Origin of the sequence: Numidum massiliense (assembly GCF_001375555.1) — a bacterium.
Taxonomy (GTDB): Bacteria; Bacillota; Bacilli; order Thermoactinomycetales; family Novibacillaceae; genus Numidum; species Numidum massiliense.
Genome location: NZ_CTDZ01000009.1, coordinates 3,555,122 through 3,568,101 on the forward strand (window position 1 = coordinate 3,555,122; position 12,980 = coordinate 3,568,101).

Sequence of the window (12,980 nt, forward strand, 5' to 3'; positions counted from 1 at the left end):
ATGATCCAATTAGAGGGTGTGCAAAAGCAGGTTGGCAGTTTCCAGCTAAACGTAAATGCGTTGAAGGTGGGACCAGGTTTAACGCTCGTTGTCGGCAAGAACGGGGCTGGTAAGTCGACCCTGTTGAAAGTGTTAGTCACGGCCCTGGCTGCTGACCAGGGCACGATTACGTACGCCGGGAAGCGGGCAGAAGACGACTTGGCCCTCATTCGCAGTCGTCTCGGCTATTTACCGACAGATATCGACTATTACCCGCAGATGACAGTCGGACAGTTGCTCGCGCACATCGGGGAATTAAAAGGACTGCCACCGCAAGATTTAGAAGAAGATACCCGTTACTTGCTAAAACAGTTTGCCCTTGCCGATGTCGCTGGCGAACGCATCGCCAATCTATCTGAAGGAAGGCAGCGCAGTCTCGGCATCGTGCAGGCGCTGCTCGGGCAACCGGTCTTTCTTTTTCTCGACGAACCGTTAACGAGTCTCGACATCGTTGAGCAAAAGCGGGCCGTATCGTTTTTGTACCGTTACGCGGCACGTCGCTACGTCGTCGTCGTCAGTCACGAACTGTATTGTTGGGAAGGTCAGTGCGACAGTATCGTGTGGATCGACGAAGGGGGAGTTGCCTTCCACGGGACGCCAGAGGAGTGGGTAGCCCACCCCGACCTCGCCGTTTGGGAAGGGACCGTGTCACTGCGCGAGGCGGATGACTTGCAGCGCCGCTACCGCGTCGTGCGGCGGCAACAAGTGGAAGGTGGAGGACAAGGCGACCCGCTCGCACAACACGTGCGCTTAATCGCGGCTGAATGCCCGGGGGCGTCATTTTCCCCCGCAGCTGGCACGCTGGAAGACGGTTACTTTTTACGTACCAAACACGTCGTCGACCGCTAAGGACACTATCACCTCGCTTCACGATAATTTTAATGCTTCGTGTGGCGAGGTTTTTGTGTACAATAGAGAAAGAGTCAGACGAGCTACTATTTCCCTTAGTAGGGGCTTAAAACCATACTGAAGAAAAGGAGGATAACAATGAAAAGTAAGATTGAACAACTGAATGAAACGGGAACGATCGTCGATGCGCTCGGGATCCAAATGGTCGAAGCGTCACCAGACAAAATGGTGATGACGATGCCCGTCAACGGAAACACGCGGCAGCCCTTTGGCTTGTTGCACGGCGGTGCCTCGGTCGTGCTTGCGGAGACGATCGCCAGCTACGGTGCGTGGCTCAATGTCGACCAGAAAAAAGAGGCAGTTGTCGGGTTAGAAATTAACGCTAACCACGTGCGCAGCAAACAGGACGGGATGGTGACCGGCATCGGCGTGCCACTGTTTCGCGGTCGCAAGACGATGGTGTGGGAAATAAAAATTGTCGACGAAGCGGAAAAGCTCATCTGTATTTCTCGTTGCACAGTTGCCGTTATCCCACAATAAGCTGGCACGCGGATGTACGTCGCTTTCGCTTTCGTCAAACATCGCGCAAGATAACAATTGGCCGCGAAAACTAACCGAGTAAGTCGCAATATTTGTAAACGCTCGCAAGATGCGCGGCACGCCCCGTTTGCGTACGCCGTTATTTACCTTTATACGTAAAGGTGTGCGGGCACGGGTGGTCTGCGTTGTATGATACAATAGTCGAAGGAGTGGATTGAGCGTGGAACTAGAGACGTTAACTAAGTGGGAAGACGGCTGGCGGGTGAGATTGCCGTTGCCGTTTCAATTAAAGTGGATTCATTCATACTTGTTTCGCGGGGCGGAAGGCTATACGATCGTCGACTGCGGCCTGAACGACGATCGAGCGTGGGCGACGTGGCAACAAGTTTTTGCGCATTTGCGGATCGAACCGCAACAAATTACGCGCATCGTCCTTACGCATTACCACCCTGACCATTACGGTTTGGCCGGCAAATTGCAAGAACTGACTGGGGCGGAGGTATGGATGTCCCGCCTCACATATGAGCAAGCGCAGCTGTTTTGGGGAGAAAAAAACAAGCACATTGACGACATTGCCATGTTTTTCCGTCGACATGGCTTGCCGAATGACGTCGCGTGTGACTTGGAAGACAATTTGCAGAAGTTTATCGGTTATGTCACACCGCACCCCGACCCGCAGTTTCTCGAGCCGGGTGAGACGGTGATGCTCGGTGACCGCCCGTATGACGTATGGCATACGCCGGGACACGCGGAAGATCACCTCAGCTTCTTTGATTCCGAGCGGCAGTGGCTAATCGGCGGCGATGTATTGCTTCGTAAAATCACCCCGAATGTAAGCTTGTATCAAGCAGGTGATCAAAACCCGCTGGAAACGTTTTTGACGACGTTAAAGCAATTGAAGAAAAAACCGATTCGCCGCGTGTTGCCGGCGCACGGTCCTCTGTTTACCGACGTCGCGACGCGCATTGAGGAGATTTTGGCGCATCACGACGAGCGGCTACAGCAAATGAAACAACTTGTCGACGGTAAGCGGACGGCTTACGACATTTGCCTACTCGCGTTTGGGAACAACCTTTCCGTCCACAATTTGCGCTTTGCTCTCGCGGAGACGCTTGCCCACTTGGAGTATTTGCGACAAAAAGGTGAATTATTGTGCGCAGACGGGCAAGAAATAACGGTCTATCGACAAGCTTAGTGCGCCCGGCCATGGGCGAGGCGAGCAGCGGCGGCAGCGGCAATCGCCCCGACGATATCGTCGAGAAACGTATGCACCTCGCCGGTTGAGAGATCGTTAAGGCGTTCGAGTATACCGGGCTTTATTTTATCGACGTAACCAAAATTCGTAAAGCCGATACTGCCGTATATGTTGATAATGGCAAAAGCTAACACTTCGTCGATGCCGTACAAACTTTCGTCGCGGGCGACCATCGTTTGCAATGGCTCGTCGAGCTGCTTCTGTTCGGCTAAGTAATCCAACTGTACACCGGTTAAGATCGCGTTTTGAACTTCTCGTTTCGAGAGTACTTTTTCGACCTGTTCTCGGCATTCGTTCCGGGTCAGGTCTGGGTAGTACTCTGCTTGTAAAAAAATGACGAGGTCGATCAGGTGATCCATCGTGACGCCGCGTTTTAATAAATAGTGACGGGATGCATCGCGAACAGACCGTTCGCTTGCACCCGTACGCAAGTGTTCATTGTTCATAAGGGCTCGCCCTTTCTAAAAAAGTGGTGACCAAATCGTTGTTATTATTCCCGTATCTAACTGCGACCATTACCCGCCAATCATTTCTTTTAAGTGGCAAGCAGCGAGGTTCGAGTATGGGAACGAGAGGATGTTGTACAAGGTGCGTGTCGCAATCGTTACAGGCAGTTCGCGCGGACTAGGGAAAAAAACGGCTCTTGCGCTCGCCGCGGACGGTTTTCGCATTGTCGTGAATTACCGCGACGATGCTGAGGCAGCTGCGGACGTCGTCACAGACATTCGCGCGGACGGTGGTGAAGCGATGGCCGTGAAGGCCGATGTAACTAAACGGGAGAACGTGCAGCAGCTAGTCGCCCAAGTGATGGCGGCGTGGCAACGCATCGACGTGTTAGTTAACAACGTCGGCCCGTTCATGCGCGAACGTAAGCGGTTCGCCGCTGTGACAGCGGCGGAAACAGATGTCCTGTTAGACGGCAATTTACGTAGCGCGCTCGACCTCGTGCGCGAAGTGCTCCCCCATATGCGCCACAACGGGTGGGGACGGATCGTCCAATTCGGCTTCGGGCGGGCGGTAGAAGCGCCTGCGTGGCCAGACCGGGCCGTCTACGCTGCCGCTAAAGTCGCCTTAGTTAGTTTCACAAAATCGTTAGCAGTAGAAGAAGCGCCGTACGGCATTACGGTGAACATGATTTGTCCCGGCGATATCGTCGGTGCGAATAAAGAAAAGGACATTGCCGACGTACGCCACCTAACCGATCCGGAAGCGCCGCGCGGACGCCCTGGCGCAGGAGAAGACGTGGCACGCGTCGTACGCTTTTTATGTGAAGAAAACGCCGATTTTCTAACTGGAAACATCATCAACGTCACCGGTGGCCTCGATGTCATTCACCCCGTATCCAAAGCGCCCATGTAATCCTTCACGCATTTTCTGCGTTCATCATACATTATGGCATAGCAAATGGCATAACAGCCTAGACCGCTCTGGCGGTAGCGGTCCTACGGGCAGGATGTCGGGGCTCGTTTCACTTCTCTGCGGGGAAGTTGCGCCTTGCGTCGGAACGCAAATAGCCGTGTGCTGTACGAGCGAATATACCGCTGCTAGGGCAGAAAAGGCGTGAAGGGGAATATAACGGAGGTGGGGGTCGTGCCGAAACGCGAGTTACATCATGCGGGGAGTGATCTTCCCGAGCCTCGCTTAACCGAGTTAATGGCGTATCATTACGATTTGACTGTACGGGGGGTACGACCAGCACCTCACGGATGGCACCTTGTGACTGACCGCGGTCTGGTGACGATGTGTCCTGTTAAAAACAGAAAAAAAGCGTATTGGGAATGGCTGGACGGGTTACTTGCGCACCTGCGACAGCAGGGGTTAACGCAATTGCCGCACCTCGTGCGAACACAGCGAGGGAAACTGTCCTTTAGCGGCTTCCGCGGCAACTATGCGCTTTGGTTAAATAAGGAGGGTCAGCCGTGTCAATGGCGCGATGCCGCGACGTGGTCGCGTGTGGCACAAACGTTAGCGGCCATTCACCGTGCCTCGCGCGACATGTCACTGGCGAGCGCCCCTCGTCGAGTCCTTACAAGAAGAAATTGGCGGGCACGGTGGGAGGAAGACCTCGCCTTCCTGACAACGGTTCGCACCGCGTGCACGGTGGTCACTAACCGTACAGCTGTCGATCGCCTCTGGTTAAACAGTTACACATATGTCGCGACGTTGTTGGAGACAGCACGCAACTATTTAGATCGGCTCGGCAGTGAGCGCGACGTACGAGCGTCCCTTAAGCGTGGAACCGTCACCCAGCGGCATTTATCGCGCAAAATGTGGGTCAGGCGCGCGAGCGGTGCCTACAGTTACCTCGACTGGGACGATACAGTCGTCGACAGCCCCGTCACTGACCTTGCGCAACACATTCATCTCGCCGCCGGAAAAAGGAGTGTCTTCATCGAGCGCTTGCACCACCTGTTAGGTGGTTACGAAACCGTTAACCCGTTAAAAGAGAACGACTGGGGGTTACTATATGCGCGTCTTTTGTACCCCGAGCAGCTTGTGCGCGCCGTGAGCCGCATTTACTTACAACGCGGTATTTCCGAGGAAGATGCTGCGACGCACCTTGCGCGTGCCCTCGAAGAGCAACGGCGGCGCGAGTACCACTTACGCCTCATCCCCTCCTTGTTTAAAGACACTTTTCATCGTTCCATTCCAGAAGTAGACTGGCTAAAGTAGAAGAACTCCTGTATCCAGGCCGTACATATTATGCGGTAACTCGGGGTATACGAACCATAAACAGCAGAAATCGAGGGATATTTGCATGAATTGGTATGAGAAACTCGCGAAGTACTTTCCGGAAGAAGAAATGAAGAGTAAAGAACATATGGAGCGTCTGCTTGCGGACAAACCACATATTTATAAAAAGGATGTCGGTCCGGAGCACGTCGTCATGTACGCGGAGTTTCCGGATTTCCTCTTTGTCGACTATTTACTCGTCGCCAAGGAGGGCCGCAGCAAAGGGTTAGGCAGTCAGCTGATCGAAAAAATGAAGCGTAAACAGAAGCCAATCATTTTAGAAGTGGAGCCGATCGACTATACGGATAGCGACACGGTGAAGCGGCAACGGTTTTATAAGCGGATTGGGTTTCACAAGGCCCAATTGATCAACTACTGGCCGACCGATATAGAAACGGGCAAACCGTATGAACTGGAAATCCACTATTGGAGTCCGACGAACGAATCCGAACAGGCGATTTACAAAAAGATGAAACACGTGTACAACAACATCCACACGTATAGAGACAAGGAGATTTACGGAAAGGAGGATAAACCAGTGGAAGAAATATTGACATTGGACGAGGAACCGCCAGTTGAGAATCAGATCGGGTAATGTGAGATCAAAGAAGGGCCGCCTTTTTGTAGGGCGGTTCTTTCGCTCACGGTACAGAGTGTCGATACGAGTTCGAGTTCAACTATAAGCGACCATTACAATTAATAAAATAGAAACGAACACATCGACGATGCCGGCAAAGAATGTGATGAGCATAATGTTGCCGGCCAATCGTTTTGTATGTCGCTGATCATTTGTTTGGTTGTGTTCGTCAATAGCGGGGGTTGTATCAGCCATGTCTTTGGCCGTAAACAGCAAACGGAAACCATGCCATACACCATGGCCGAATTTGCCAGATAAGAGGAGTGTACAAGCAGCAACGATTAACAACGCGATTCCGCATAGAAAAAGCCGATCACTAAATGAAAGCACATTAACAGGGGTATAAAAAGCGATAAAAAATGTCATGGAAATGACACTAACTATACCAATAAGTACTGTTTTTAATTTTACCATTATTGCTTTCACCTTCCCATTTAAGATAATATTACTCATAACTATAACTGACCCTTGTGGATTTTTTAGCTTTGGTTGCCATCAGTCTATTTTGCAAGCAATCTAAACACTATGTTACAAGAAATCACAAATAATAAAAAGCGCTTTACAAATAGAGGTAATAGGTTTATGATTGCATATAACAGAAAAGGGTTTGTTATTGCATAAGGCGCTACAGGGAGTTAATTTTGTTTTACCTTGCAATTGGATGCGCTATCATTTTATGTAAAAATGAAAGTTCTCGTGAACCCTTTACTAAACAACGCATAACGAAGGAGTCTGCACAAGTAAGATGGTTGAAAGGGGGGCGATGCTGCCGATTATCAAGACGGTAAAGAAATGTGAGAACGTGTGTATCTAGCTTAATTTTAGGGGGGTTAATTAGTGAATAAAAAATTTTTACTGCTTAGTATTGTGTTTGTCCTCATCTTAACAACGTTTGCTGCGGGGTGTGGGCAAAAAAGTGCCAACGAGGGCGACGGTCAAGGGAAGCAAGCAGCGAACGGCGAGGGGAAGAGTGCGGAGAAAGGTAAAAATGACAAGCCGGCGAAAGAGCAAGTGATTCACATGAATGAACGGGCCGAGCCGCCGGATCTCGACAGTGCGACATCGACCGATGCGGCTTCACACATGATTCTTTCGAATGTCATGGAAGGATTAGTGATACTGGATAAAGATATGAAACCGATTCCAGGAATGGCGGAAGAATTGCCGGAAATAAGTGACGACGGAAAGACGTACACGTTTAAACTGCGAGACGCCAAGTGGAGTGACGGTTCCCCGGTGACAGCGAACGATTTCGAGTACGCGTGGAAGCGGGCTTTAAACCCAGAGACGAAATCACAGTATGCTTTCATATTTTCCGAAATTAAAAACGCTGAAGCGTACAATAAAGGAAAAGCAAAAGCGGAAGATGTCGGTGTCAAAGCGGTCGATGAAAAGACTCTCGAAGTCACGTTAGAACATCCAGTGCCGTACTTTACGTCGAAAATGGCTTTCAGTACGTTTTATCCACAAAAGCAAGAATTTGTCGAGAAAATGGGGAAGAAATACGCGAAAGAAGATGACGCACTCCTTTACAATGGGCCGTTTAAATTAGCTAACTGGAAGCACGAATCTGGATGGGAGTACGTGAAAAACGAAAACTACTGGGATGTTGACTCGGTGAAGTTAGATAAGGTGACGTGGGATGTCGTTAAGGATACTTCCACGGGGATCGACTTGTACGAAACTGGTAAATTCGATGTCACTTTGCTCAGCCAAGATTTTGTGACCCAGTACAAAGATCGCGAAGACTTCACGACGCGACCAGAATTTGTAACTGCTTATTTAGAGTTTAACTTATTGGATCCGTTCCTCAAGAATGACAAAATCCGAGCGGCGATCGCCGGTGCTTTCGATAAAGAAACGCACGCCAAGGTCATCATGAACGACGGCTCGACTGCTGCTTACGGTTTCGTTCCTCCTGGAATGGCAGGACCCGAAGGGACGGATGGTGAGCCGTACCGCGAGTACGTCGGGGAAATTAAGACCGCGCAAAATGTCGAGGAAGCGAAAAAGCTTTTCAAAGAAGGACTTAAGGAGCTAGGTTTGTCGAAACCGCCCAAACTGGAGTATTTGACCGACGACAACGATACTGCTCGGAGGACTGCAGAGTTTCTGCAAGAGGAGTTTAAGAAAAACCTCGGGTTGGAAATCGAAATTAACCAACAAACGTTTGCTGCGCGATTAGACCTCGCCCGCGAAAAGAAATTCCAGCTTTACCTTTCGCTGTGGGGTGCAGATTACAACGACCCGCTGTCCTTTATGGATCTGTTCGTAACAGATGGGCCGTACAATGACGCTAGCTGGAGTAACAAAACGTTCGACGAGGCGATCAAGTTCTCCCAGACGTCAGGCGATCAAAAAGCTCGGGTAGATAAAATGGCGGAAGCAGAGAAACTTTTGATCAAAGAGGCTCCGATTGCCCCGCTGTACTATCGTCACCGCGCGTATTTGTGGCGACCGGAAATCAAAGAATTAATTAGGCCGCCATACGGACCGGGCTTTTACTTCAAATGGGCCTACGTCGAGTGATCAAAACCATGAGTGTATTAGCATAGGGTATTAGCATAATAAGGTGTGCATCTTAGCGGCAAATGGGGAGGATATGTGACGAGTATTCCTCCCCTACTCACGAACAAAACATGTCATCCGGTTGGAAACTATTTTTAATAGTGATGTGATGACAATCGTATGAACGGTACGACGGTATTTTTCCTAGCGAATGAACGACATGTTTAGGGGATTAGTGGGGTGACAGAGTGGCGCGGTATATATTCACACGTTTTTTGTATGCGTTAGTTGCATTTTGGCTCATTGTTACAGTGACTTTTTTTACGATGCACTTGCTGCCAGGTTCGCCACTGCAAAATCAAGCGAAACTACCAGCTGATATGCGGGAGCAGATTGAGGAACATTACGGGCTGAAAGATCCGCTTCCCGTTCAATACGTAAGATACTGGGGTGATTTGCTCCAAGGAAACCTAGGATTATCTTTTACTTTTGCTGGCCGTAGTGTGAATCAGATTATCGAAGAACGAATTTGGCCTTCAGTCTTGGTCGGGCTTCAGGCGATCGTTTTTGGGACGGTTGCCGGGGGGATTCTCGGAGTTATTGCCGGCCTCAAGCAAAATACGTGGTATGACTATATGGCAATGGTCATCGCGATCCTCGGAGTGTCTGTCCCGAGTTTTGTAATTGCCGTTATTTTACAGTACTTACTCGGTGTCAAATGGGGGTTGTTACCTGTTGCTTTATGGGGTGACTACGAGCATACGATTATGCCGTCATTTTGTTTATCAATGTCGATTGTGGCGATGATGGCACGCTTTATGCGAACAGAAGTCATCGAAGTAATTGGACAAGACTATATAAAAACAGCGAAAGCAAAAGGTATTTCGACACCAGGTATTATACGGAGACACGTCATCCGCAATGCACTGTTCCCGGCAATTACTGTATTGGGAACTATTGTCATTGGAGTGGTCACAGGATCGATCGTCATTGAACGGTTGTTTAGCATCCCAGGAATCGGTGAACAATTTGTTACATCGATCTTGGCTAAAGACTTGTATGTCATCATGGGATTAACGATTTTGTATAGTGCGTTGTTTATTGTGACTATTTTCATTACCGATGTGATGTACAGTGTGATTGATCCCCGCGTACGCTTGGCGGAGGTGAAAAGTTAATGAGTGAGTTACAAGCTAAAACGTATCGTCCGGAAGACTTTATGTCCGCCAACATTAGCCAAACAGCGAAAGAGCAGATAACCCGTGTGCCTACTTCACTCTTAATAGATGGGTGGATGCGCTTGAAACGGAACCGAGGCGCGTTAATCGGGCTAATCGTTCTAACCGCCTTGTTCGTAATGGCTCTTGTTGGTCCGCACGTGGCGAAGTATACGTACCACGAGCAGCACTTAACGGATACGAATAAAAGTCCAAGTGCGGAGTACTATTTTGGTACAGACCATCTGGGGCGCGACATGTTTGCACGCGCGTGGGAAGGCCTGCGTGTGTCTATGCTAATCGCCTTTATTGCGGCGTCGCTCGATCTTTTAATCGGCTTAACATATGGTAGTATTTCTGCTTTTTATGGAGGACGCATCGATAACGTGATGCAGCGCATTATCGAGGTGTTGTACGGTATTCCGAATTTAATCGTGATTATCTTAATGATGATGATCTTACAACCCGGTATTATTGCGATAGCGTTTGCGATGGTGATTACTGGGTGGGTGCCAATGGCGCGAATTGTTCGCGGTCAAATTCTTAAATTGAAAAACCAAGAATATATTATGGCGTCACGAACGCTGGGAGCTAGTAATGCACGATTAATTTGGAAGCACCTTATACCAAACACGTTAGGTCCAGTCATTGTCAACTTGACATTTACTATTCCGACAGCGATTTTTTTTGAAGCCGTTCTTAGCTTTATCGGCTTAGGTTTGCAGCCCCCGAATACGAGTCTCGGCGTTATGATCAATGAGGGATTTCGTATGTTACGTTTTTATCCCCATGAGACAATCATACCCGGCGCAATGATCGCTTTACTCATGTTAGGCTTTAATCTATTGGGTGATGGGCTGCGTGATGCGTTTGACCCGAAATTGCGTAGATGAGGTGTCATAAGATGGGCAAGATACTAAAAGTAGACGACCTACACATTTCGTTTGACACCCATGCGGGTGAAGTTCATGCAGTTAGGGGTGTTCAATTTGACCTTGAAGAAGGGGAAACACTAGCCATTGTCGGAGAATCTGGATGCGGAAAAAGCGTGACTGCTCTCAGTATCATCGGCTTAATTCCCGTTCCCCCGGGGCGTTACAAGAGCGGGAGTATCCAGTTTGGGGGTAAAAACCTTACCGATTTATCTGAAAAGGAAATACAAAAAATACGCGGTGCAGAAATATCGATGATATTTCAAGACCCGATGACCTCTCTTAATCCGACGATGACGGTCGGAAAGCAGATTGTAGAAGGAATCGTCAGGCATCACAAGATTAGTCGAGACGTGGCGCGCAGTCGGGCGATTGAAATGTTAAAGCTCGTCGAAATCCCTAATGCGGAAGTACGAATTGACCACTATCCGCACCAATTTAGCGGAGGAATGAGACAACGTGTCATGATTGCGATTGCACTCGCGTGTGAACCGAAGATTCTCATAGCCGACGAGCCGACGACTGCACTAGACGTAACGATCCAGGCGCAAATTCTCGATCTGATGAAAGGGTTGCAGCGCAAAAAGAAAACATCTGTTATTTTGATCACGCACGATCTAGGGATTGTCGCCGATGCCGCGCATCGCGTCGTGGTGATGTACGCTGGAAAGGTAGTTGAGACGGGGACGATTAACGACATATTTTATCATCCAAAGCATCCATACACTTGGGGATTGTTGACGTCCGTTCCTCGACTTGATGCATCACGAGATAAACCTTTAATACCAATCTTAGGGACACCGCCTGATTTGCTTTCGCCTCCGAAAGGATGTCCCTTTGCTGCGCGATGTCCGTATGCGATGACTATTTGTCAGGAAGAGATGCCTGCATATTCATACGTTTCTACTGGACATACGGTTACGTGTTGGCTGGAGCACCCCATGGCCCCTCCTGTCAGTCCCCCGGAAACAATTGCAGGAGTGAAATAAACATACGTTTGAACGTAGCTTTCAGGCAGCGGATGGCTATCTCAACCCTTGGTTTACGACGCCTAAACTGCTAATATTGAAAGAAAAGTAGCGTGAAACCGATGTCAAAGCGTCAAGGCCAGGCTAGGTAGATTCACCCTGACAGCTGTGCGACGCGATCGGTCGATGAAAGGTTTACGGACGAGGAGGAACACAGTGAGCGCAGAACGCATTCTTGACGTACAACACGTAAAAAAATACTTTACCGTCGAACGGGGCGCACAATTGCGCGCGGTGGACGACGTCTCCTTTTATATCCGGCAGGGGGAGACGTTCGGTCTCGTCGGCGAATCCGGTTGCGGCAAATCGACGTTAGGTCGCACGATCATTCGCTTGTACGAAGCGACAGCGGGGAAAGTACTGTACAAAGGAAAAGAAGTGCACAAAAAGACGAACAAACAAATGCGTCAGTTTAACCGGGAAATGCAAATGATTTTTCAAGACCCCTATGCGTCGCTCAATCCGCGCATGCCGGTTGGCGACATTATTGCGGAAGGGATCGACATTCACGGCTTGGCTGGCAGTAAACAGGAGCGGCAAAGTCGTATTTACGAGTTGCTAGAAACGGTCGGTTTGAACCGGGAACACGCCAATCGCTATCCGCACGAGTTTAGCGGCGGCCAGCGGCAGCGGATCGGCATCGCCCGCGCACTCGCCGTAGAGCCGGAATTTATCGTGGCGGACGAGCCGATTTCTGCGTTGGACGTGTCGATTCAAGCGCAAGTCGTTAATTTGTTGCGCCAATTACAGCGTGAAAAAGGGCTTACGTATTTGTTTATTGCGCACGACTTATCGATGGTTAAGCACATTAGCGACCGCGTCGGTGTCATGTACTTAGGGAGCTTAGTCGAAGTGGCAAACAGTGAAGATTTGTACGATGAGCCCCTCCACCCGTATACACATGCACTGTTATCGGCAATCCCGATTCCCGATCCCGAAGTAGAGCAAGGGAGGGAGCGCATCGTGCTCGAAGGGGATGTTCCCAGCCCGATCAATCCGCCGAGCGGCTGTCGCTTTCGCACGCGCTGTCCCCACGCGATGCCCGTTTGCGCGGAGCAGTCGCCGACGTTTGCGGAAGTGAAACCGAATCACTGGGTCGCTTGCCACTTAGTCGGCTAGATCGTACATCACTACTCAATGGCATGATCGCCCGCCCACCAGTATTTTAGTCATATTCCCCGGGGACAAGCATACATTGCTTGTAACGAATGGTGGACAGGTTATTGACCTGACCATAGGGGG

General features: G+C 49.8%; 13 protein-coding genes. 11 read left to right on the forward strand and 2 right to left on the reverse strand.

The genetic code is table 11. From position 1 onward, the window contains the following. The 3 genes from BN1247_RS16670 (at nucleotide 1) to BN1247_RS16680 (ending at nucleotide 2,623) form a co-directional block, all read left to right on the forward strand. Nucleotides 1-888 (forward strand): ATP-binding cassette domain-containing protein, encoded by an 888-nt coding sequence (locus BN1247_RS16670; protein ID WP_054951376.1) that lies wholly within the window; start codon nucleotides 1-3, stop codon nucleotides 886-888. Between the two features lie 138 nt (nucleotides 889-1,026). Beyond that, nucleotides 1,027-1,428 carry a hotdog fold thioesterase gene (locus BN1247_RS16675; RefSeq protein WP_054951377.1) on the forward strand — a complete coding sequence of 134 codons (402 nt, stop codon included), beginning with the start codon at nucleotides 1,027-1,029 and terminating at the stop codon, nucleotides 1,426-1,428. Between the two features lie 220 nt (nucleotides 1,429-1,648). Beyond that, nucleotides 1,649-2,623, forward strand: a complete 975-nt coding sequence (locus BN1247_RS16680) for an MBL fold metallo-hydrolase (RefSeq protein ID WP_054951378.1) — start codon at nucleotides 1,649-1,651, stop codon at nucleotides 2,621-2,623. On the opposite strand, the gene BN1247_RS16685 is transcribed toward BN1247_RS16680, so the two are convergent. Further along, complete coding sequence (locus tag BN1247_RS16685; protein ID WP_054951379.1) at nucleotides 2,620-3,129, reverse strand: phosphatidylglycerophosphatase A family protein; 510 nt, start codon at nucleotides 3,127-3,129, stop codon at nucleotides 2,620-2,622. The two genes, BN1247_RS16680 and BN1247_RS16685, sit on opposite strands and share 4 nt — an antisense overlap. Before the next feature lie 142 nt (nucleotides 3,130-3,271). Between BN1247_RS16685 and BN1247_RS16690 the strand changes: the two genes are divergently transcribed. The 3 genes from BN1247_RS16690 to BN1247_RS16700 all read left to right on the forward strand — a co-directional run bounded on the left by BN1247_RS16690 (nucleotide 3,272) and on the right by BN1247_RS16700 (nucleotide 6,011). Further along, a complete protein-coding gene (locus tag BN1247_RS16690) occupies nucleotides 3,272-4,042 on the forward strand; it encodes an SDR family oxidoreductase (RefSeq protein WP_390622055.1) in 771 nt (256 codons plus the stop codon). A 231-nt stretch (nucleotides 4,043-4,273) separates the two neighbouring features. Further along, the gene (locus tag BN1247_RS16695) at nucleotides 4,274-5,356 is read left to right on the forward strand and encodes a hypothetical protein (protein WP_147675276.1); all 1,083 of its coding nucleotides are present in this window, start codon (nucleotides 4,274-4,276) and stop codon (nucleotides 5,354-5,356) included. Nucleotides 5,357-5,441: 85 nt separating this feature from the next. Then, nucleotides 5,442-6,011, forward strand: coding sequence for a GNAT family N-acetyltransferase (locus BN1247_RS16700; RefSeq protein WP_054951382.1), 570 nt, complete (start codon nucleotides 5,442-5,444; stop codon nucleotides 6,009-6,011). Between the two features lie 78 nt (nucleotides 6,012-6,089). On the opposite strand, the gene BN1247_RS16705 is transcribed toward BN1247_RS16700, so the two are convergent. After that, nucleotides 6,090-6,467 (reverse strand): DUF3899 domain-containing protein, encoded by a 378-nt coding sequence (locus BN1247_RS16705; RefSeq protein ID WP_054951383.1) that lies wholly within the window; start codon nucleotides 6,465-6,467, stop codon nucleotides 6,090-6,092. A 423-nt stretch (nucleotides 6,468-6,890) separates the two neighbouring features. Between BN1247_RS16705 and BN1247_RS16710 the strand changes: the two genes are divergently transcribed. The 5 genes from BN1247_RS16710 to BN1247_RS16730 all read left to right on the forward strand — a co-directional run bounded on the left by BN1247_RS16710 (nucleotide 6,891) and on the right by BN1247_RS16730 (nucleotide 12,857). Beyond that, nucleotides 6,891-8,582: a peptide ABC transporter substrate-binding protein gene (locus BN1247_RS16710; RefSeq protein ID WP_054951384.1), complete on the forward strand. Its 1,692-nt coding sequence runs from the start codon at nucleotides 6,891-6,893 to the stop codon at nucleotides 8,580-8,582. A gap of 227 nt (nucleotides 8,583-8,809) precedes the next feature. Continuing rightward, a complete protein-coding gene (locus tag BN1247_RS16715; RefSeq protein WP_054951385.1) occupies nucleotides 8,810-9,739 on the forward strand; it encodes an ABC transporter permease in 930 nt (309 codons plus the stop codon). Further along, nucleotides 9,739-10,671, forward strand: a complete 933-nt coding sequence (locus BN1247_RS16720) for an ABC transporter permease (protein ID WP_054951386.1) — start codon at nucleotides 9,739-9,741, stop codon at nucleotides 10,669-10,671. Before BN1247_RS16715 ends, BN1247_RS16720 begins: the two co-directional genes overlap by 1 nt. A gap of 11 nt (nucleotides 10,672-10,682) precedes the next feature. After that, on the forward strand, nucleotides 10,683-11,699 hold the full coding sequence (locus tag BN1247_RS16725) for an ABC transporter ATP-binding protein (protein ID WP_054951387.1): 1,017 nt from the start codon (nucleotides 10,683-10,685) through the stop codon (nucleotides 11,697-11,699). Between the two features lie 165 nt (nucleotides 11,700-11,864). Further along, on the forward strand, nucleotides 11,865-12,857 hold the full coding sequence (locus BN1247_RS16730) for an ABC transporter ATP-binding protein (RefSeq protein WP_054951388.1): 993 nt from the start codon (nucleotides 11,865-11,867) through the stop codon (nucleotides 12,855-12,857). Nucleotides 12,858-12,980: the final 123 nt, after the last annotated feature.

What these genes read in the sequence shown, in the direction of transcription:
- BN1247_RS16670 (WP_054951376.1), top strand. Translation starts at nt 1, where the DNA reads ATGATCCAATTAGAGGGTGTGCAAAAGCAGGTTGGCAGTTTCCAGCTA.
- BN1247_RS16675 (WP_054951377.1), top strand. Translation starts at nt 1,027, where the DNA reads ATGAAAAGTAAGATTGAACAACTGAATGAAACGGGAACGATCGTCGAT.
- BN1247_RS16685 (WP_054951379.1), bottom strand. Translation starts at nt 3,129, where the DNA reads ATGAACAATGAACACTTGCGTACGGGTGCAAGCGAACGGTCTGTTCGC.
- BN1247_RS16700 (WP_054951382.1), top strand. Translation starts at nt 5,442, where the DNA reads ATGAATTGGTATGAGAAACTCGCGAAGTACTTTCCGGAAGAAGAAATG.
- BN1247_RS16705 (WP_054951383.1), bottom strand. Translation starts at nt 6,467, where the DNA reads ATGGTAAAATTAAAAACAGTACTTATTGGTATAGTTAGTGTCATTTCC.
- BN1247_RS16720 (WP_054951386.1), top strand. Translation starts at nt 9,739, where the DNA reads ATGAGTGAGTTACAAGCTAAAACGTATCGTCCGGAAGACTTTATGTCC.
- BN1247_RS16725 (WP_054951387.1), top strand. Translation starts at nt 10,683, where the DNA reads ATGGGCAAGATACTAAAAGTAGACGACCTACACATTTCGTTTGACACC.
- BN1247_RS16730 (WP_054951388.1), top strand. Translation starts at nt 11,865, where the DNA reads ATGAAAGGTTTACGGACGAGGAGGAACACAGTGAGCGCAGAACGCATT.